Annotated in this window: 19 protein-coding genes; 15 read left to right on the top strand and 4 right to left on the bottom strand. The window is 40.9% G+C overall.

Annotation, left to right across the window (positions count from 1 at the left end; translation table 11 throughout):
- Positions 1 to 14: 14 nt before the first annotated feature.
- Positions 15 to 995 carry an aldo/keto reductase gene (locus NYE68_RS21185; RefSeq protein ID WP_254003498.1) on the bottom strand — a complete coding sequence of 327 codons (981 nt, stop codon included), beginning with the start codon at positions 993 to 995 and terminating at the stop codon, positions 15 to 17.
- A 182-nt stretch (positions 996 to 1177) separates the two neighbouring features.
- Here NYE68_RS21185 and NYE68_RS21180 point away from each other — a divergent pair, with 182 nt between their 5' ends.
- From NYE68_RS21180 to NYE68_RS21140, 9 genes are all read left to right on the top strand, one after another.
- Positions 1178 to 1927 (top strand): YiiX/YebB-like N1pC/P60 family cysteine hydrolase, encoded by a 750-nt coding sequence (locus tag NYE68_RS21180; protein ID WP_015418599.1) that lies wholly within the window; start codon positions 1178 to 1180, stop codon positions 1925 to 1927.
- Between the two features lie 10 nt (positions 1928 to 1937).
- Positions 1938 to 3116, top strand: coding sequence for a hypothetical protein (locus NYE68_RS21175; RefSeq protein ID WP_324636198.1), 1179 nt, complete (start codon positions 1938 to 1940; stop codon positions 3114 to 3116).
- Between the two features lie 111 nt (positions 3117 to 3227).
- The gene (locus NYE68_RS21170) at positions 3228 to 3923 is read left to right on the top strand and encodes a hypothetical protein (protein ID WP_039063862.1); all 696 of its coding nucleotides are present in this window, start codon (positions 3228 to 3230) and stop codon (positions 3921 to 3923) included.
- A 287-nt stretch (positions 3924 to 4210) separates the two neighbouring features.
- Positions 4211 to 4381, top strand: coding sequence for a hypothetical protein (locus NYE68_RS21165; protein ID WP_165458403.1), 171 nt, complete (start codon positions 4211 to 4213; stop codon positions 4379 to 4381).
- A gap of 153 nt (positions 4382 to 4534) precedes the next feature.
- Positions 4535 to 4705, top strand: coding sequence for a CxxH/CxxC protein (locus NYE68_RS21160; protein WP_004393147.1), 171 nt, complete (start codon positions 4535 to 4537; stop codon positions 4703 to 4705).
- Between the two features lie 80 nt (positions 4706 to 4785).
- On the top strand, positions 4786 to 5265 hold the full coding sequence (gene rlmH / locus NYE68_RS21155) for a 23S rRNA (pseudouridine(1915)-N(3))-methyltransferase RlmH (RefSeq protein ID WP_053573868.1): 480 nt from the start codon (positions 4786 to 4788) through the stop codon (positions 5263 to 5265).
- A gap of 82 nt (positions 5266 to 5347) precedes the next feature.
- The gene (locus NYE68_RS21150) at positions 5348 to 6547 is read left to right on the top strand and encodes a DUF262 domain-containing protein (protein ID WP_324636199.1); all 1200 of its coding nucleotides are present in this window, start codon (positions 5348 to 5350) and stop codon (positions 6545 to 6547) included.
- A 2-nt stretch (positions 6548 to 6549) separates the two neighbouring features.
- Complete coding sequence (locus NYE68_RS21145) at positions 6550 to 7203, top strand: HEPN domain-containing protein (protein WP_324636200.1); 654 nt, start codon at positions 6550 to 6552, stop codon at positions 7201 to 7203.
- Between the two features lie 172 nt (positions 7204 to 7375).
- Entirely contained in the window at positions 7376 to 9676 is a 2301-nt protein-coding gene (locus NYE68_RS21140; protein ID WP_342493992.1) for a P-loop NTPase fold protein, read from the top strand.
- A gap of 245 nt (positions 9677 to 9921) precedes the next feature.
- Here NYE68_RS21140 and NYE68_RS21135 read toward each other — a convergent pair whose 3' ends face one another.
- Together NYE68_RS21135 and NYE68_RS21130 are read right to left on the bottom strand one after the other, a co-directional pair.
- Positions 9922 to 10083 carry a hypothetical protein gene (locus NYE68_RS21135; protein WP_004393168.1) on the bottom strand — a complete coding sequence of 54 codons (162 nt, stop codon included), beginning with the start codon at positions 10081 to 10083 and terminating at the stop codon, positions 9922 to 9924.
- Positions 10084 to 10141: 58 nt separating this feature from the next.
- Positions 10142 to 10696, bottom strand: a complete 555-nt coding sequence (locus NYE68_RS21130; protein WP_064108051.1) for a hypothetical protein — start codon at positions 10694 to 10696, stop codon at positions 10142 to 10144.
- Between the two features lie 313 nt (positions 10697 to 11009).
- Between NYE68_RS21130 and NYE68_RS21125 the strand changes: the two genes are divergently transcribed.
- The 6 genes from NYE68_RS21125 to NYE68_RS21100 all read left to right on the top strand — a co-directional run bounded on the left by NYE68_RS21125 (position 11010) and on the right by NYE68_RS21100 (position 17344).
- Positions 11010 to 12026: an FUSC family protein gene (locus NYE68_RS21125; protein ID WP_095352497.1), complete on the top strand. Its 1017-nt coding sequence runs from the start codon at positions 11010 to 11012 to the stop codon at positions 12024 to 12026.
- A gap of 68 nt (positions 12027 to 12094) precedes the next feature.
- Positions 12095 to 13111 carry an XdhC/CoxI family protein gene (locus NYE68_RS21120; protein WP_040238697.1) on the top strand — a complete coding sequence of 339 codons (1017 nt, stop codon included), beginning with the start codon at positions 12095 to 12097 and terminating at the stop codon, positions 13109 to 13111.
- On the top strand, positions 13108 to 13728 hold the full coding sequence (locus NYE68_RS21115; RefSeq protein ID WP_324636202.1) for an NTP transferase domain-containing protein: 621 nt from the start codon (positions 13108 to 13110) through the stop codon (positions 13726 to 13728). Before NYE68_RS21120 ends, NYE68_RS21115 begins: the two co-directional genes overlap by 4 nt.
- Positions 13729 to 13733: 5 nt before the next feature.
- Positions 13734 to 16064, top strand: a complete 2331-nt coding sequence (locus NYE68_RS21110; protein ID WP_225045640.1) for a xanthine dehydrogenase family protein molybdopterin-binding subunit — start codon at positions 13734 to 13736, stop codon at positions 16062 to 16064.
- Positions 16051 to 16893, top strand: coding sequence for an FAD binding domain-containing protein (locus NYE68_RS21105; RefSeq protein WP_324636203.1), 843 nt, complete (start codon positions 16051 to 16053; stop codon positions 16891 to 16893). Before NYE68_RS21110 ends, NYE68_RS21105 begins: the two co-directional genes overlap by 14 nt.
- Positions 16886 to 17344 (top strand): (2Fe-2S)-binding protein, encoded by a 459-nt coding sequence (locus NYE68_RS21100; RefSeq protein ID WP_015418586.1) that lies wholly within the window; start codon positions 16886 to 16888, stop codon positions 17342 to 17344. Before NYE68_RS21105 ends, NYE68_RS21100 begins: the two co-directional genes overlap by 8 nt.
- Before the next feature lie 39 nt (positions 17345 to 17383).
- Here NYE68_RS21100 and fbp read toward each other — a convergent pair whose 3' ends face one another.
- Positions 17384 to 19309 (bottom strand): fructose-1,6-bisphosphatase, encoded by a 1926-nt coding sequence (fbp, locus tag NYE68_RS21095; RefSeq protein ID WP_014419314.1) that lies wholly within the window; start codon positions 19307 to 19309, stop codon positions 17384 to 17386.
- Positions 19310 to 19584: the final 275 nt, after the last annotated feature.

Below are 19584 nucleotides of genomic sequence, written 5' to 3'. Positions count from 1 at the left end.
TGGGGCCTCTTTTGTTATTCATCTAACAATGTCATCATGTGTTCCGGATAACGCTCGCCGGCCGCCGTGCCGATCGGAAACATCTCATCCAACCGCGCCTTCACATCCTCGGGAAGCACAATGTCGAGAGCGGCGAGGTTCTCTTCCAAGTAGTGTTTCTTTTTTGTACCCGGAATCGGAATAAGGTCATCGCCGTTTGCAAGAACCCATGCGAGCGCAAGCTGAGGCGCGGTGATATTCATTTCCCGGGCAATGGCGTTAAGTTTTTGGACGAGCCCAATATTCACCGCCAAATTGTCTCCCTGGAATCTCGGCGTTCTTCTTCTGTAATCATCGGCATCCAGCTGCTCGGCCGACGTCATCTTTCCGGAAAGAAAACCTCTGCCGAGCGGACTGTAAGGCACAAATGAAATGCCGAGCTCACGGCAGGCGGGCAGCACATGCTCCTCTGCTTCCCTGCTCCATAAAGAATATTCCGATTGAAGCGCGGCAATCGGGTGAATGCGGATGGCGCGCCTGATCGTTTCTGCGGAAGCCTCTGACAATCCGATATACCTCACCTTTCCTTCGTCTATCAGCTCCTTCATGGCGCCGACGGTTTCTTCAATCGGCACCCGCGGATCAACCCGGTGCAGATAGTAAAGGTCGATATAATCCGTCCCGAGACGTTTCAGACTGGCATCACACGCTTTTTTCACATAATCGGGCCGTCCGTTAATTTCGATAAACTCACCCTTTTCGCTTCGGACATAACCGAATTTCGTCGCGAGGTAAAGCTCCTTTCTGAATGGGGCGAGTGCTCTGCCGACAAGCTCTTCATTTGCACCCAATCCATATTGATCAGCCGTATCAAACAAATTCACGCCGAGATGAACGGCATGATGCAGTGTGGAAATCGACTCTTCCTCACTCTGGCTGCCGTAGTATTCCGACATGCCCATGCACCCTAACCCCATTGCGGAAACCCGCATCGAACCGATCGTTCTGTCCTTCATATGTCCTCCCCCTTTCTTGTATGATAACTGGATTTCCTGATATTTGAAAATGATTTATGCATATGATTTACATATTGTTATAAAATTTTTAAAAATCTGTAAATTATCTATTTTTTTATCGCAATTCCGTCATATAATACAAATGTGGAAAAATTATACTCAAAGAAAAGAGGCGAAGTAATATGTGTAAAAAGCTGTTCAAAGCCATCCTCCCGTTTGCCCTGTCATTCACCATGGTTCTGTCGTTCTCCGGTTTGAATGTAAAAGCGAAAGAAACAGAAGCAGCCCGCTACGCAAAAGAAATCGCAGACCTTCAGCAGGGCACGACTCCTCAAGACGTTCTCCAATCCGCCAAAGAGCTTGCCAAACAGAAGCACGTTTCAACAGAAGCAATTCTCAAGCAGTTTCATCAAGAAATCACGGCAGACAAGGTGCAGGGAAATGTAACCGCTTCCAAAGAAGGGCTCTCTGCGATGGGCGGATCGTCAGGAACCAAAAAACTTCCGAAAAGCACAAAAGGCAATATTTATTACACGAACTCATACACGGCTTATTACAACCACGGGCATGTCGGCATGTATTCATCCGCTGATAAAATTGTTGAATCCGTGCCGGGAGACGGTGTCCGCCAGATTGCTTATAACGGCAGAGAAGTCGAAGACAATTCAATCGTTCAGACCGTGAAAGTTACCGATGCCCAAAAACAAGCCGCCGCTGACTGGGCTGTATCAAGAGTCGGTGATGAGTACTCCTTCAACTTCGTCAATAACAGAAATACGGGCCATGAAGGCGCCAAAAACTGCTCAAAACTGCTGTGGTCGGCATTCCTCTTAAAAGCCGGGATTGATATCGACTCTAATGGCGGCTTAGGCGTATACCCGCGCGACATCACAAGCTCGTCCTACACAACCACGATTCTGACCATTCACTAAGGAGAACAACGTGAAAAAAATCATCTGGATACCCTTAGTGATCATCGCCGCCGCAGCGGTCTTATGCTTCTTCTATTTCCGCACGGAAGATCCTGCGGAGGTTGCGAGAGACACATTAAATGACCCTGATTTTCTGAAAGATAAAGAGGCGCTGCTGTATTTCTCCACGGCGGCTGACCAAGACACGTTCGGCGGCGGAAAAAGCTACGCCCTCTTCGCCGATGACAAAGGACGGCTCTCTTCTTATCACATGAAGGGGCTTGAGCTCGGATCGGCCAAAGTGCATGACGGCAGCGTGCTGCTGGAGGACAAAAAAGGAATCTATACCGTTCAGGACGGCCTTCACACGTATAAAAGAGCGTACCAGCATACGGGAGACAGCGCGGGATATATCGAACGGGCGAAAGGCTTTTACACGCTGTATAATTCGGGCTACGACAAGAGCGGCGGCAGCTATCGCTCAGAGCTGTACCGCCAGATTGACGGCAAGTGGAAGCAAAACGTCATCCCGCACTACATCCGCGCTTCAGGCTTTTTTAAAGATCATCTTTTCGCGCTCACGCCGACAGATGACGAAAAAGGCTATCACATCCAAGACATTCAGGCTGATAAAGAGAAGCTCCATACAACATCAATCGCGACGTGGACGTATAAAGAAGGCATGTCTGTCGAATCCCAGCTCGCCGCGGACGACAGCGCCGTCTGCTTTGTCACCAGAGGGGAAAAAGCAGATCACATCTATCAAATGGTGAAAGTCATGAAAAACAGCGGCGCCATCAAAACGTATGACATCGCCGCTTATAAAAATGACGAACAGACGATCTATGACTCCATGCCGTTCAGCTTCAAAAAAAGCTTTTTCATGGAGCGGCGCAGCTTCTATTTCGTTGACGGCTTCGGAAACGTGTATCGTATCAACCCTGAGACCGGAAAAAGCAAAAAAGCCTTCAAGCTCCCCGCATCACGAATGAAAGCCGACTTTAAAGAGCTGACCCATCAAAACGGAAAGCTGTATCTGTTTACGTACAGCTACAAAAAGCCCGCCAAAATCGAATCCTTCGACCTGAAAACGGGCAAAAAGCTGAACGACCTGACCACCCCGAACCTGAAAGATATCGTCACGCCGAAAAGCCATCTCAAGCTGTATGATGTGCAGGTGATGGGCGGGTTTGAGAAGGAAAAGCAGTAATCATAATGAAAACACAAACTTTGGATTATATAAACAAAAAAACCTTTTATTGGTTTACCTGTACTCGTTTGAGGATATAGAGTAGTAGACTGAATAAAAGGAGGATATATAGTGAAAAAACGTTTCAAATGGTTTGTGGGAGTAGTTATTTTTGTTTTTATGTTCAGTTTTTCAGGTGTGACAGAAGCTATTAGTACAAAGACAATAAAAGATGAAATCACATGCCCTGTCTGTGATAAAACGATTAAGTCTGAAGGAAGTAAAAAAGACAGACAAAAAGCTTTGAATATCGTCAAAGACAGAGATGATTTGGATATGGATAAAACAGAAGTCTTTGTGACTGTTTTAAATAATAAAGATCATAAGATTGCATTGGTTCATTATGAAGATCAGCAAAATCATTCATTTGCGCAGAGGTATATTAATTTAAACACTGAGCAAATCGTTTTATCCGTAGAGGGTATAGGAAAATGGGACAAAGAAAAAAAAGAAGGAAATTTCAAATTAAGAGTTGGCGATAAAGAAATTATTAATGAAGATTTTAATCAAGATGGATTAAAAGGCAAGGGGAATAATGCTTTATTGAACTCTGTCAAAAAAGCATCTCCGACAAAATCAAAATTGGAGTCCTGTAACGATTTAGTCACAAAAATGCTGGGGCTGGGATCCAGTATTGCTTGCGCAGGTGCTTGTATGGCTGTCGGAGGTGCTGTCGGCGCAGTAGTGTGCTCGCCCTTATGTTTAGCAATTGAAAATGGAGTTGGCGAAGCAGGTGCTAAAGAAATTTGTGAACAATTCTTTGGTTGAAATATGCAGATTTGAAAAAAGCTTGCCGCTTTTGGTAAGCTTTTTATAATGAAATGTTACTGCAAGAAAGAAGGTGTTCATTTGAAATCATTCAGTATCTTCTTATTGTTGTCCGTCATTTGTATAACCATTGTTTTTGTCATAATGAATATGTTGATTGGATACCCTGATATGAGCAACGGGGCATTGATTATGATTGTATATATCGTTGTGACCCTTATGATAAGGCTATATAACAAGAGAAAAGCCGACCGAACATAGAGATAGAGGAATTTAGGAGGGAGCCGATGAAGAAAAAGCTTGCCGCGGTGACCGTAACCATTCTCCTGGTTTCCGTAATAACCAACTCTTTTTTTAACGGCGGAAAGCCGGACTGGATTGATGTTTGCTCTACACTGCTGGCGTGTCTATTAGGAATTCTGTTCGTCCTTCGCTTAGAAAAAAGAGAAAACACGTAAAGAGCCGGATGCTGAAAACACCGGCTCTTTTTGCGCGTGATTTGCCGAATTGTGGATAAAACTCAGCCCGAAGCACTACTAACATGTGTATAAATAGGTTATATTGAAAAGAGAAGAATTGCCGCGTGCAAAAGAAAACCGGAGGACGTAACGATGAAAACCGCTTATTATTCTTGTGAAGAACATATTGAAACCGTGCTGGACATGTACATAGATGATCATGAGCTTCCGCCCGAAATCAGAAAAATCGAACATACTAACAGTTTATCCACAGCCTGTGAATTATGTGGGGACACTGCAACATATCTAGTAGGGAACGAATGATCCTACACAAAATACAGAGAAGATATCCACAATTGTGGACAATATATATGAATAACTTGTTTCTAAAGTGGGGATGACCTGTGAATATCAATATTGTGACAATCGGAAAACTAAAAGAAAAATACCTCAAGCAAGGCATTGAAGAATACAAAAAACGACTCTCAGCCTACGCAAAAATCGACATCATCGAACTCCCGGACGAAAAAGCTCCGGAAAACCTGAGCGACCAAGACATGAAAAACGTCAAAGACAAAGAAGGCGAACGCATCCTGGCCAAAATCAGCCCGGACACCCACGTCATCGCCCTCGCCATCGAAGGAAAAATGAAAACATCCGAAGAACTGGCCGATACAATAGATAAGCTGGCGACTTATGGAAAAAGCAAAATCACCTTCGTCATCGGCGGCTCACTCGGCCTAAGCGACGCCGTCATGAAACGGGCAGACGACAAACTGTCATTCTCGAAGATGACATTTCCTCATCAGTTGATGCGGCTGATTTTGGTGGAGCAAATTTATCGGGCGTTTCGGATTAATCGTGGGGAGCCTTATCATAAGTGAGTGAGGGTTTTATTGACGGATTTTAGGAAAATAAATAAGATTCTAAGACATAACTAAAAAATTTATAAGGGTGGTGTTGGAAATGTTTGATGTGAATTATGAAGAATTTGAAAAATATGAGGAAGAAAGTGAAGAAGATCTAAGAACAGTTCCTGATACTTTTTCTGAAGCAGTAATTTGGGGAACTGATTGGACGGTAGAAACTATTAACTCTCAACTTAGCAAAGGTAATATTGATTTAAATCCTAAATTCCAGCGTAGGGATGCATGGAATGATATGAATAAATCAAGGCTAGTGGAATCATTAATGCTGGGAATTCCCGTCCCACCAATTATACTTGCTGAGAAAAAAGACAATAAGGGTAAGTATATCGTTATTGATGGAAAGCAGAGGCTTCTTGCAATTAGACAATTTTGCGCAAAAAAAGAAAGTGGTTTTAACAAGTTAAAGTTGAAGAGTCTCCAATTTTTAACAGAAATCAATGGGAAAATCATTGAACAAATTGAAGATGACTATAGCTATGTAGATTACAAAAATCAGTTTGAAAATCAAACAATTCGAACGGTTGTCATAAAAAATTGGCCAAATGAGGAATTTTTATTTACCGTCTTCCTTCGCTTAAATACAGGAAGTAAGAAACTTTCACCTCAGGAGTTAAGACAAGCACTTCATCCGGGCCCATTTTTAGACTTTTTAGATGATGCAACTGCAAATAGTCAAACATTCTGGGAACTTCTTAATAATAACGAACCTGACTCCCGTATGAGGGATGTAGAACTTGCATTAAGGTTTTATGCATTTAAACATAACTTAGAAAGAAATGAAGGTAACTTAAAATTGTTTTTAGATAACACCTGTCTGTTATTGAATGAAAACTGGGAAAAAAAAGAGAGTGAAATCAAGGGAAACTTTAGGGATTTAGAAAACGCAATCAATCTATGTATTGATATTTTTGGTAAAAGTGCTTTTAGCAGATTTGACGGAAATAAGTATAATAATAGATTTAATAGACCTTTATTTGAGGTATTTACTTTTTATCTTTCAAATAAGGAAATATACAATTGTATTAAAAAGAATAAGGAAGGATTCAAAAAAGATTTTGAAAACATCAGTACAATTGATAGTGAATTCAATGAATCCATTTCATCTTCTACTAAAGGGTTATCTAAAGTTAGATTTAGGTTTAATAAGATTGCTGATATAATATCAACCTTTGCAGACTTTCCAGTTCCAAAACTGGTAAAAGCCGATAACCGATTGAGTATAAAGATGGAGGAATAATGGTGGAGGACGTTAAGACCTATTCCAATAGATATAATAATTTAGAGAGCAGATTAAATGACTTAGAAAATCATTATGTATCTCAGTTATATGAAAAATCTGTCATTGATTTAAACCCTAAGGAATTAGATATGTGTAGGGGTTATAGAGTACTATGTCACGCAGAAGTGGAAAGCTACTTAGAGGACAGAGCGTTAGAATTGTTAAATTTTTCGCGAAGTAATTGGTTTCAATATAAGAAAATAAGTACAAGCCTTCTTTCTCTGTTTGCTCATTACAAATTTCTTGATAATCCTGAAATCAACGGATATGAGGAGGTGAGTGAAAGAAATAATAATAGAAAATATATGAAGTTAGAAGAAAAAATAGGAAAAATATGTGCAGATTTCAAAGAGGAAAAGATTAAAATGAATCACGGACTTAAACAAAAAAACCTCATCAATTTACTAGTTCCACTAGGAATAGATATATTTGAATTAGATACAGCATGGTTAAGTACTATGGATTCTTTTGGCTCTAGAAGAGGAGAAACAGCGCACACCTCGGTACATACTCAGCAACCGATAGATTTAACTACTGAGAAAAATGATTTGGAAATAATTAAGCATGGGTTAAAAGAATTGGATGAAATAATTGATAATATGCTAAAAGAGTAACCTAAAGGAATAAGCTTTAATGCTTATTCCTTTTTGCAAACAGATTATTATCAGATATAGATATTAACATCTACAAAGTATATTTCAATTCGTTTTTTTGAGAGTGAAAAAACACTATAATATATTTTTTTATACATAAGTAGTTATTCTTTTTGAAGGGGGAGATTATATTATGAGGGTGAGAATAGATTCAAAAAAGATAAGTTCCTCAACGAATATAAAGAATAGTGTCAATTATGATGTAGCTGTAGATGAAATTAAAAATCAGTTAACGCAACAATTGTTGTTTGGAAATAATTCTTGCTTTTTGATATCGGGATATAGAGGCACAGGAAAAACTACACTGATTAAGAAATTGGAAGAAGAGATACAAGATAAAAGTTATATATTTGTACACTTAAATCTTTCTAAATATGAAGATTATTCATTGATTCTGAGAAAGCTAATAAGAGAAATATATCTCACTTTATCTTCAAGTGAAATATATAAACAAATAAAAAATAAACAATTAATAGATAATATTGAATTGCTCTATGATCATACTTTTTATGAGATTTTCAGCAGTTCAAATTTTAAGAATTTAAAAGAGTTTAATAGTAATTTGGAAGGGAGTTTTAATTTAAAGGATATAGTTAAGTCTTTAATGCCATTAGTGGTAGTAGTTCTTATGAGCCTAAATATTAGCTTCGATATCCTTCCCAATTTTTTTAAGAATTTGGATGTTGGCTTATTAGTGTTGAGTATATGCTGGTTTATTATAGATGGATCAAAATTAAAACTTGAAATTCAAAAGAGAAATTCCTGTGTAGAAGAATTAAATAGAAAGTCATTATATGATGATGAAATAGCTGAGTATCATCTAAGAAATATTCTAGAGGAATTGAATAAAGAAGGCATAAAAACAATAATTGTTCTTGATGAGTTAGATAAAATTGAAAACGAAAATGATATGACAAGTATAATATCTGCTTTAAAACCACTGCTTTTATCAGATTTAGCTAGTTTTATTGTAATATCGGGACAAAAATTATATTATAAATTTATAAATTCCAGTGTGTTAGATGATTCAATTATGACAAGTATTTTTGCGAAGAGTATACATATTCCATTGACTACTAATATAGGTTTAGAGAAGTTGTTTAATTCTTATTTAATCGATTCACCTAATATAAATACTGAATTAATAAGTAATTATAAGGATTCATTAATTCTGAATTCTTATCGAACATTGAGAAGATTTAACAATTTAATTTTACAAGATATAGAGTGGGATAGTAATGAATCTTATTTATTAATAGATGAATCTAATTTAGATTCTTATAAAACTGATTCAATAATACTAGAGATAATAACAAAGATAGTTGAAACAAATATAGACAGCTCTGATTTTGATAGCGGAGTTAAAGACTTTTTAACTTATCAATTATTTATATGGGTTAAGAAAATGAAATTAAAAGGTAACACATATTTCACCAATAGTGAAGTTTATGATTTCGAAGGAGATTACTCAGAACAATATCCATTTTGGACTAAGTTTCAATTAAATGAAATGTGTAATAAGTTATTAAACAGTTTGTTAGATAAAAACTTGATGGAAAAAAAATCAAATAATAATGATGAAGAAATCTATTACAGATGGACAGCGCAAGCAAATATAAAAATAGATGGTATTAGTAATGACCAATCTCAAGGAAAAATAAAGTTTTTAGAAGGTATGATAGAGATTGAAAAATACTGCAGGGATATACTAGTAGATATAGAAGGAGATAAAAACAAATACAGTAAACAGAGCCTCGTGAAACTTGTGAAGAAACTAGTGGACATGGGTATTTTAGAGGGGAAATGGTTAAGTGATAAAAACAAAGGTTTATACAGATTAAGTAATAAAATTAGACACGGAGAAATGTTAAGTATAAAAGAGGTTGATGAGATAATCCGGAATACCAATTATATTAGGATCTCAATATCTGAACTATTTGAACAGTATTGTTTTTATGTTATTAATAGATATCTAACAGTATTTGGTTACAATGTGTATAATAGTTGGAAAAACAAAGATGTAAATATATCAATTAATCAATTTGATATATTTGCAGAGAATAATAAATTGGGTGACATTATTTTTGAAATAAAGTATAGGAATTTTACAACAAGTAATGATATGGATATGGGTTATAGATTAATACACTTATTAAAAGAACACAATTCCAATAACCAAAAAAGAAACAAACTTGTTATATTTTGGTTCTCTGAGGAAGGTAGGAAAGCTTTTGAGAGGTTTAAGAGTATGATCAATAATGTAATTATAAATGAATACAATGAGTTAAAAGATGATGTATATCTATTTTATGCATCTGAATCTAGAACTCATTTTAGTACCGGTAGAATGAAATCCTACCTGGATAAAGTAATACAACCCCGTCTTTTAGAGAATAAAAATGAAGTAGCGGCAACCGCAGGTGAACTCAAATAAGTAAAACACCATTATAATAGACATGAACAGCCTTATCATAAAAAAGAAATATTTATTGAAAGAAGGTAAAAAACGCATTATTAGACAGTATGTTTAATTATCTCTTTTTTGTTATAAGAATCTTTAAAATCTCCGTTTTGTGGCAGGCTAATTTAACGGAGGATACATCACATTTGACTTTCACAAATGAATAAAACACAAAAAATTCCACTGCAAATCCGGTTTCCACAGCTAAGAGAAGCAACCTACTGTTGCTTCTCTTTCACCATCTTTATAAAGAGAAAGAAGACAATGAATACGATAAAGTAATTCAATGGATTCTTAACGATGCTTATCTCCAGTGAAATCTGTAAGAGTATCCAGAGAATGAAGATGGCTAGTATTGAAGGAATGATGATTTTGTACATGTCGACCACCTTCCATAGTTAGTAAAAGAAAGGGGCGCGGGCCCCTTTTTCTTCATGGTTAAAAGCAAGATGCGGCAGCTCCTGTCATTGCACCGCCAACAGCGCCGGTAATTGCTCCAACGGCACCCGCTCCTACTGTTCCGATGCCGGGTATTGTAACTGTTCCTACAGCAGCTCCTGCGAGACCCAGTGTGCCGCCGCCAGTTACCGCACCACCGCCAGTACCTAAAATACATTTCCCGACTGATTGGGTGCTGATTGAACCGCTCGTTTTTCCAGCGTCTTTGTTTACGACTTTGACTAAAATGCCATTTTTGATTTTTTCATATTTCAGTGTAACGGGGTCACCATTTTTGTCAGTAGAGCTTTTCGGAAGAGCCTGCTCCTCGCCCGTTATGTTGTCTTTTAGGGTTGCATTGCCTTTAGCGTCAATATGAACATCTGCATGATTGAACGTCATCTTCAGCTCACTGTCGTTGAGGTTCTCAACTTTGTATGTAGCTTGGGATGCTGCGGCAGCCGCAGCATGGGGTAAAACCGGGAGGGCAAAGGCACCTACTAGGAATACCAAGGCTGCCAGTTTCACTGCGGTTAGCTTCATTTTGCTTTGCATAATTGATCCTCCTCCTTTGGTTGCCATACTAACAAAGGCATTCTGCATCTTAAACCCTTACCATATAAAATGATAAAAAATTCACCCAATTTCATCACATTAACCAACAAGGTTTGTATGTTTCCCTTCGAAAGTCATAGGAGAGTAGGGTTCATATCTGATGCGAAGTTATCAAGGAGGGAAGAAACCAGAAGAGCCCAGAGAAGCACCTTTATTGCAAACAACAGCTTCTTTTCGCATTTTCCACACGACAGTATAAATCCCTTTCCGTCACGGAAACCTAGTGGAAAAGGTTTCTGAAAGGAGGGGGCGTATGATGAAAAGTGAAAAAATTCAAAACAAAACATCTTTGGTTTGGAAGATGGCGATTGCATCTGCTGTTTCTTGGGAAGCGGCAAAACTAGTTGGCTCTGATCACCCCTATTTAGCGCCTCTTTCTGTTATCTTATGTTTGCAGCCAACGATAGATCAGTCAATTCGCTTTTCTTTTCATCGTATTGCGGGAACTGCGATTGGGATCATGCTAACATCCTATCTTGTCAGTCACTTGCCAATGAATGGCTGGATGCTGGGGCTGTTCCTATTAGGCGGTACTTACATTGCGAAGTGGTTGCGAATAGATGTAACGGTTTTACATCAGGTAGCGCTCACCATTTTGTTGGTCTTTACGTTTGAACGAAACGCTAAAGATTATGCATTCGATCGAATCATCGATACGGTGATCGGGGTCATCATTGCCATTCTGGTTCACATGTTCCTTTTTCCGCCGGACTACACAAAAAAGGCAGCGGACTCTTTTCAAACATTGGCTCGTCAGCTTTCCGGCACACTTTCAGACCTTTCCAAATGGGTGCAATCAGAGTGGGGGCAAGGAAAAGGGAACCTTATGGCGTATAGAATGAACCATCTTCTGCAAGAGCTGCATATGACAAAAGAGATGCTGCAAACAGCCTCTGACAGCTTAAAATTCAACCCCGTCAGAAAAAAACATAAAATCATCATTTCAAGCTATCAAATAGAGATGCAAAAGTTGAACGCCGGATTTGAGTATCTATCAAATATAGTGAAAACGTTAAAAGAATGGGAAAAAGAAGGAGCTTTATCTTCAAGTGACAAAAGGGAGCTGGGGAATGATTTACAAGTGTTAAGTGAATACTTTGCGGGTTTTAAAGGCATACAGCAGGGTGAAACAGACAATTGGAAACAGAAGGAACAGATCATGTTATTGGAATCTCTCCGTTCCGACATGCTGTCTCACCCGCCGCCCGGTCATAAGGTCTATAAAGACTCTTTTTTTTTAGAAACGAAGAAATTGCTGAAGCGTTTGTAATGTTTTCCGGGATTAAAGAATACGGATATACAGATGCAGATATGATCAGGTAAAACGGGGGACATGAAATGGATGATATACACCGGATTTTGGATGTCATCGCCAATTCTAAGAAAGCTAAGGTACTGGCTACCATCATTAAAACTGAGGGGTCCGCTTATAAGAAAGAAGGGGCCTCCATGCTGATTTTAGGGGATAAAACAAGAGTCGGAATGTTATCCGCCGGCTGTCTGGAAGAAGACCTCGTTGAACGGTCGGAACAGGTCTGGGCTGCAGGAGAGCCGCTGATTGTCCGCTTTGATATGAGCGCGGAGGACGATTTATCCTGGGGACAGGGCATTGGCTGTAATGGTGTTTTGACGGTTTTACTTGAGCCTGTAAAAGGGGAATTGGAACGAAATCTGATGACAGTCAAGACATGCTTAGATGAAAAAAAGTCTGTGACCCGAATGAAACGATTCACTAAAACGTTAGAGCCAAAGGAAGATCTGTACATAGTGGAAGATGGCGAAGTGTTTGGAACCGGGGATGTTATGGAACAAGGCCGTATTCAAAAACTGAGACAGACGGAAAAGGGAATCAAGAGGGATGAACATACCTCTGATTTATTTTTTATCCATCAGATGGTGCCAAAACCTTGTTTATATGTATTCGGAGCAGGGGAAGATGCGAAGCCGTTAGTTTCTTTGGCAGCTGGCACTGGCTTTCATGTGACGGTGATTGACTGGCGTCCCGCTTTATGTCATCACGGCCATTTTCCTGAAGCCGGCCATTTGATAACAGGAGCACCGGAAGAAGTCATGGAAGGCCTGAGCATGACCCAAAGAGATTTTGTTGTCATTATGACGCACAGCTTTCAAAAAGATCAGATCATTTTACATACATTAAAAAACGAGAATGTGTTTTATAAAGGTGTATTAGGCCCTAGAAGGCGCACTGAACGGCTATTAGGCGGAGCTGAGATTCCGAAGGATATTCATTCCCCTATCGGACTTCCCATCGGGGCACAGGGCCCTGAAGAGATTGCTGTAAGTATTGTTGGCGAGATGATTAAAGAAATGCGAAAGCAAAGGTCTCTCTTATGAAAACAGCAGCCATTTACCTGGCAGCCGGTACAAGCAGACGCATGGGGACGGATAAGCGAAGTTTAGTTCTCAATGGAGTCTCCCTTGGAAGTATGGCTCTTAAAAATGCCTTGTTATCTGAATTAGATCATATTTTCGTTATTACGGGAAAGGGAGATCCACTGCATTGGCTTTCGGATGTTTTCTTTTTAAATCCTTTATCAAATAAGTGGAGTCAGGCAGAATGTGAGCAAGCGGATAAGGGCCAAGGCCATTCCATACAATGCGGTTTACAAAAAGCGGCAGAGTACGAGGCTGACGCTGTTATCATTCTCCTTGCAGATCAGCCGTTTGTCACCGCAGATATCATCAATACGTTAATTGATTCCTATCACAAGGAGCGCCGCTATTTATTTATCGCCGCTGAAAATCAATATCTTCCCATGCCCCCCATTTTATTCTCAAATCAATGTTTTCCGGTATTGCATCAGTTAAAGGGAGATCAGGGCGCCCGGCATGTGATCCGTGAAAGTATGATCAATACGGGAAAAATGATCAGCTTTCAAGACCCTTTGCTTTTTTATGACGTCGATACAGTTGAAGATTATACGCTGCTGCTGAATAAATTCGGGGAGTGAATGAGTTGGAGTATATCGGGAAGAGTGTCATTCGAAAAGAGGCCCTTGAAAAAGTGACGGGTAAAGCGAAATATACGGATGATTTTCAAGAAACAGGCACATTACACGCAAAAATGCTGGTCAGTCCATATGCTCATGCCGATATTGTGTCTATGGACTTTTCAGAGGCTTGGAAGATTCCCGGCGTGAGAGCGATATTGGGTGATGAACCTTTTCCGCTTGCAGGTGAAGAAATTAAAGACAGATCGCCGATTGCTTATAAAAGGGTCAGATACCATGGTGAGCCGGTTGCTGTTGTTGTAGCGGAAAATCCGATTACAGCTAAAAAGGCAGCGGATGCCATCAAAGTATCCTATAAACCTCTTCCCGTCGTCAATTCCCCCCGTGAGGCCTTTCAAAAGGATGCGCCGCTCGTCCATGAACATGCGGACCGCTATGAGAAGACAAAAGGTGTATTCCCGGTTCCGAAGACCAATATCGCAAACGTGGATAAGGTTAGAAAAGGAAATATTGAAGACGGGTTTAGGGAAAGTGATGTGACAGCAGAATTCCAGATTTCCTTTAACCCTTCTGATCACGCTGCGATGGAAACAAGATGCTCGATTGTTGAAATTCGGGCGGATGAGGAGATTATCATTACCACATCCTCTCAAGCTCCTTTTGCCATTAAAAAATTAATGCAGTGGTATTTTGGAATCGAACCCGGAAAGGTGATCGTCAAAACGCCTTTAGTAGGAGGAGCGTACGGGGGAAAAGCAGCTGTTCAGTTAGAGGTGATTGCCTATTTGGCATCAAAAGCAGTCGGAGGCCGGCCCGTCAAATTGTTTAATACGAGAGAAGAGGATCTGATCACATCGCCCGTTCATATCGGGTTGGATGCCATTGTCAAATTAGGGGCTACAAAGGATGGAATCTTAAAGGCGGCGGACATTCAGCTTTTATTTGATGGCGGAGCGTATTCTGATAAAGGAGTGGACATCAGCCGGGCTGCGGTGGTTGATTGTACGGGTCCGTACGCGATCGATCATATACGGTGTGATTCATATTGTATGTATACGAATCATCCATATCCAAGTGCATTCAGGGGCTACAGCCATGCTGAAGTGTTATTTGCCTTTGAGCGGACGATGGATGTATTGGCGGAAAAGCTGAACATGGACCCATTAGAACTCCGCTATAAAAATGCCATTCGCCCCGGTGACACCACACCGACTCAAGTTCTTCTCAATTCAAGCACGGTCGGAAATGTGCCGAAATGCATTGAAAGATTAAAGGAATTAATGAATTGGGACGAGGGACAGCGAATTGAAATCGATGGCCGGAAGATACGGGCGAAGGGAATCAGCTGCATTTGGAAAACCTCAACATTTGATACAAATGCAACGTCCGGGGTGATTCTAACCTTTAATCCCGATGGAAGCATTAATTTGATGTCAGGGGTAGTGGAAATTGGAACAGGGACAAAAACAGTGCTAGCCCAAATCCTGGCGGAACGAATGAAAATGGATATAAGCAAAATTCACGTGAAAATGCTTATAGATACACAAACAACACCCGAGCATTGGAAAACTGTGGGGAGCAGAGGGACGTTAATGGCCGGAAGAGCCGTACTGAATGCAGCGGAGGAAGCCATTCGAAAGCTGAAAGACGTGGCATCATGTGTGTTGCGGGTTCCTGTCGAGGAATTGGAAGTGGCCGACGGAAAGGTTTATTTTATAGATCATCCTTCTGTACATGTTGAAATAAAAGACATTGCTTACGGATATACGTTTCCAAATGGAAATACCATTGGCGGCCAAATCATTGCGAGCGGCAATTACACATTAACCCGGATGACGAATTTAGACCGGGAAACGGGAAGGGGGAAGCCGGGACCCGAGTGGGCTGTCGGTGCTCAGGGAATTGAAGTTGAGTTGGATAAACGGGATTATACGTATCGAATTACAAAAGCCTATTCTGTTGTGGATATAGGAACTGTACTGAATGAAAAAGCTGCTAGGGGTCAAGTAATGGGGGGGATGAGTATGGGAATCGCATTTGGAGGAAGAGAAACCTTTGTATTTGATTCATATGGCAGAGTATTAAATCCTCAGCTTAGAACATACCGCCCCCTTCACTATGGAGAGCAGCCTGAATATATCATTGAATTTGTTGAAACCCCGCATGTGATTGCCCCTTATGGAGCGCGCGGCGGCGGGGAACACGGACTGTTGGGGATGCCGGCAGCATTGGGAAATTGCCTTTCCGCCGCTTTAGGTGTCCAATTGAATCAACTTCCTCTCATTCCCGAACGATTATGGAGGACGCAAGAGGGGTGGAAAGATGATACCGTTTGATTTTGATTATTTTAAACCGAAGACCATTCAAGAAACAATCAATCTATTTCACTCGCTTGCGGCCGAAAAGAAAACACCAATGTATTATTCCGGCGGCACGGAAATTATCACGTTAGGAAGGCTGAATATCATCTATACGGATGCGGTGATAGATATGAACGCGCTTCCGGAATTTCAAACCATCCGCTTTTATGAAAATGATCTGGTGATCGGAGCGGGCGTGTCATTAACGAAACTGGAGGAAGAAAATCCATTTCCGCTATTAAGTAAAACAGTCAGTGAAATAGCCGATCGGACGACTCGAAATAAGATCAGCCTGGGCGGAAACATTTGCGGGGGCATCTATTACCGTGAGGCCGTGCTGCCGTTGTTAATTTCCGATAGTTTGATAGGGATTGCAGGGAGAGCGGGGATTCATTACCGTCCCATAAATAAAGTATTTAACAAGGAAATACAGTTGCAAAAAGGTGATTTTTTATTTCATGTCGTTGTCGATCGAGCGTACGTTGACCTGCCATTTGTCAGTATCAAAAGAAGACAGCAGTGGAATGTCGGGTATCCATTGGTGACGGTCTGTGCGCTGAAAAAAGATGATGAGATCAGAATGGCCTTCAGCGGCGTATGTCCATTTCCGTTTCGTTCTGCTGAAATGGAGGCTGTGCTTAACGATAAAAGCCGATCAGCAGAAGAAAGAGTAAGCAGGTCTTTACAGTATGTACCCAAACCCGTTCTTGATGATGCAGAAGGCTCAAGTGAGTACCGAATATTTGTCTTGCAAAATACAATTTTAGATGCCCTACGGGAATTAGAAGGAGGTCCAAATGTCTGATCCTATTACGTTGAAAGTAAATGGCGAGGAAAGACAGATTACGGTCAGGCCGGCTGATACTTTGTTATTTGCTCTTCGTCTTCGTCTCGGATTAACTGGTGCAAAACCGGGCTGCTTAAATGGGGATTGCGGCGCCTGTACGGTATTAACGGACGGGGTGCCGATGAAATCTTGCTTAATGCTTGCGGCAGAAGGGGAAGGAAAGGACATTACGACAATTGAAGGACTGATCAATACGCCGATTCAAAAGGCTTTTATTGAAAAATTCGCGTTTCAATGCGGTTATTGCACACCGGGTTTTCTCATGAATTGTCATGCTTTAGTGAATACTGAGCCGAATGCAAGTGATGACACGATAAAAAATTGGCTGGAGTCCAATATTTGCAGATGTACGGGTTATAGGGAGATTGAAGAAGCGGTTAAATCCGTTTTACATACAGGGAAACCGTAAAAAAAGAGCCCAGAGAATCATCCCTGAACTCCATATTCTTCACTTCATATACCGATACTCCCGCAGCTTCTCCAAAATCGCCACTTCTTTCATCAGTTCTTCACCGACGTTTGTTTCTTTCACTTTCTTCCGCTCCAGCTCTTTGTCGACTAATCGTTTCACTGTTAAGACGTCGGTTCCGGTGCTCAGCACTTCGGCCTTGGAGTTAAAGTGTTTATGGGCGACGAGCTGCATGCCGTAGGAGTTGTATAAGAGCGTGTAGCCGGCGATGCCTGTTGTGGATTGGTAGGCTTTGGAGAAGCCGCCGTCGATGACGATCATTTTTCCGTTTGCCTTGATCGGATCTTCGCCTTCGATTTCTTTTACCGGTGTATGGCCGTTGATGATATGGCCGTGATCCGGGTTGAGGCCGAATTCCTTCAGGATGTTTCGGCAGGCTGCTTCGTCTTCACGCAAATAGTAATACGGATTTTTCTTTTCTTTATGCGTTTCCTTCTCTTTAATGAAGTATCGCTCAAAGGTTGTCATGGCGCGTTTTCCGAAGAGGGAAGAGTATTCGCCTGTCCATAAGTACCAAGTCATATCTGTCGCCAGATCATCGGTTTCTTCCGGATGGGCGAAGGCTTCTCGTAAGAACCGTTCAAATACATCGAGCAGCTCACGGCCCGCATAAGCTTTATCCTCTATCATCATCGTTTCCATGCTGCCGTTTTCATCGACGGGAATACAGCCGTGAATCAGCAGGTTGCCGTTATATTTTAAATAAAGGCTGCCTTTTTTCATCATAAAATTCATATGGCGGCCCAGCTTTTCGGAGTTCTGAACAGAGAACAGCAGCTTGTCCATGACTTCTGCTTCTTCTTCTAACAGCTCGTCAGGCTGTTTAGGATTCACCGTCGCAAAGCAGGTGTTTTCCAGCTGATATGTTTTTCCGTTCAGCGTGATTTCATTGCGGTCATAATCGATCTTTTCCAGTAACAGCCGTTCCTCCATATTAAAGTTCGGCCGTCTCTTAATAATCGGGCTCTCAAGCTTGAATTGGATCATCGCGATCGCCTGATGAATTTTTGTGATTTGTTTAATCTCATCTTCCGGTCTGTTTTCGTCCGCTTTCGGGCGGAAAGACGGGTTATCATCGTAATATTTTTCGGCAAGGTTCAATAGCGGTCTCAGATTGATGCCGTAAACGTCTTCAATAATATCCAGATTGTCATAGCGGGCACAGATGCGGATAATGTTTGCCAGGCATACTTTTGAGCCGGAATAAGCGCCTATCCAGAGAACATCATGATTCCCCCATTGAATATCCACTGAATGATAGTTGATCAGTTCTTCCATGATTTTATCCGGCTGCGGTCCGCGGTCGTAAATATCGCCGACAACATGCAGATGGTCGACCACCAATCGCTGCGTGCTGTAGGCAAGGCCGGTGATCAGCTTATCGGCCTGGCCGAGCGCAATGATCTGTTCTATGATTTCGGAATAGTATTGTTCCTTGTTGGCGGCTTGTTCTGTTTTGTACAGAAGCTCTTCAGAAATATAAGCAAATTGGGCGGGCAGCGCTTTGCGCAATTTGGAGCGGGTGTACTTGGAAGAACAATAAGAAACGAGCTTAATCATCCGATGAATCGTTTCTTTATACCACTCGTTTAGTGCCTCTTTCGTATCAAAGTCATGTTTGATCAGCTTCAGTTTGTCCTCAGGATAATAGACCAAAGCCGCCAGTTCATCAATTTCTCTATCGTAAATGACGCCGCTGAAAATATCGCGGATCTTCTCTTTTACCCTTCCTGAACCGTTCCGCAGCACGTGCTGGAATGCCTGATACTCCCCGTGCAGATCACTGACGAAATGCTCGGTTCCTTTCGGCAGGTTCAGTATCGCTTTCAGATTAATGATTTCCGTGACCACTTTTTCTTCACAATCGTATTTTTGTGCGAGCAGATCTAAATATTTCGTTTCCAATCTCGTCCATCCCCTTTTTATTTACGAGCAATTGTATGGTAAGGTGAATTTAAAGTATGACATAATGTTTAAATTGTTAGACCTTATATGATAGTACCGCATAACGCCTTTTTGAGACAATGAAAACGGAAAATACGGCGCTTCAGGCATCGAAAATTGGACCGGGATAACGCCGTGAGCTCATCCCCCTATTGACAATGAATTCAACTTCCATTAAAATAAAAAGTTAGCTGATAGGTATTCCTATCAGAAACTCAATACGTAGCAGGCTATGA

Origin of the sequence: Bacillus sp. FSL R5-0447 (assembly GCF_038606125.1) — a bacterium.
Classification (GTDB): Bacteria; Bacillota; Bacilli; order Bacillales; family Bacillaceae; genus Bacillus; species Bacillus velezensis.
The sequence above is the reverse complement of the archived record's forward strand: the minus strand, read 5'-3'. Positions and strand labels throughout refer to the sequence as shown.

Bases quoted from the DNA above. Each gene is read 5' to 3' on its own strand.
- NYE68_RS21140 (WP_342493992.1), top strand. From the start codon at position 7,376: ATGAGGGTGAGAATAGATTCAAAAAAGATAAGTTCCTCAACGAATATA.
- NYE68_RS21135 (WP_004393168.1), bottom strand. From the start codon at position 10,083: ATGTACAAAATCATCATTCCTTCAATACTAGCCATCTTCATTCTCTGG.
- NYE68_RS21120 (WP_040238697.1), top strand. From the start codon at position 12,095: ATGGATGATATACACCGGATTTTGGATGTCATCGCCAATTCTAAGAAA.
- NYE68_RS21180 (WP_015418599.1), top strand. From the start codon at position 1,178: ATGTGTAAAAAGCTGTTCAAAGCCATCCTCCCGTTTGCCCTGTCATTC.
- NYE68_RS21185 (WP_254003498.1), bottom strand. From the start codon at position 995: ATGAAGGACAGAACGATCGGTTCGATGCGGGTTTCCGCAATGGGGTTA.
- NYE68_RS21115 (WP_324636202.1), top strand. From the start codon at position 13,108: ATGAAAACAGCAGCCATTTACCTGGCAGCCGGTACAAGCAGACGCATG.
- NYE68_RS21105 (WP_324636203.1), top strand. From the start codon at position 16,051: ATGATACCGTTTGATTTTGATTATTTTAAACCGAAGACCATTCAAGAA.
- NYE68_RS21125 (WP_095352497.1), top strand. From the start codon at position 11,010: ATGATGAAAAGTGAAAAAATTCAAAACAAAACATCTTTGGTTTGGAAG.
- NYE68_RS21100 (WP_015418586.1), top strand. From the start codon at position 16,886: ATGTCTGATCCTATTACGTTGAAAGTAAATGGCGAGGAAAGACAGATT.
- NYE68_RS21130 (WP_064108051.1), bottom strand. From the start codon at position 10,696: ATGCAAAGCAAAATGAAGCTAACCGCAGTGAAACTGGCAGCCTTGGTA.
- NYE68_RS21150 (WP_324636199.1), top strand. From the start codon at position 5,348: ATGTTTGATGTGAATTATGAAGAATTTGAAAAATATGAGGAAGAAAGT.
- NYE68_RS21160 (WP_004393147.1), top strand. From the start codon at position 4,535: ATGAAAACCGCTTATTATTCTTGTGAAGAACATATTGAAACCGTGCTG.
- NYE68_RS21165 (WP_165458403.1), top strand. From the start codon at position 4,211: ATGAAGAAAAAGCTTGCCGCGGTGACCGTAACCATTCTCCTGGTTTCC.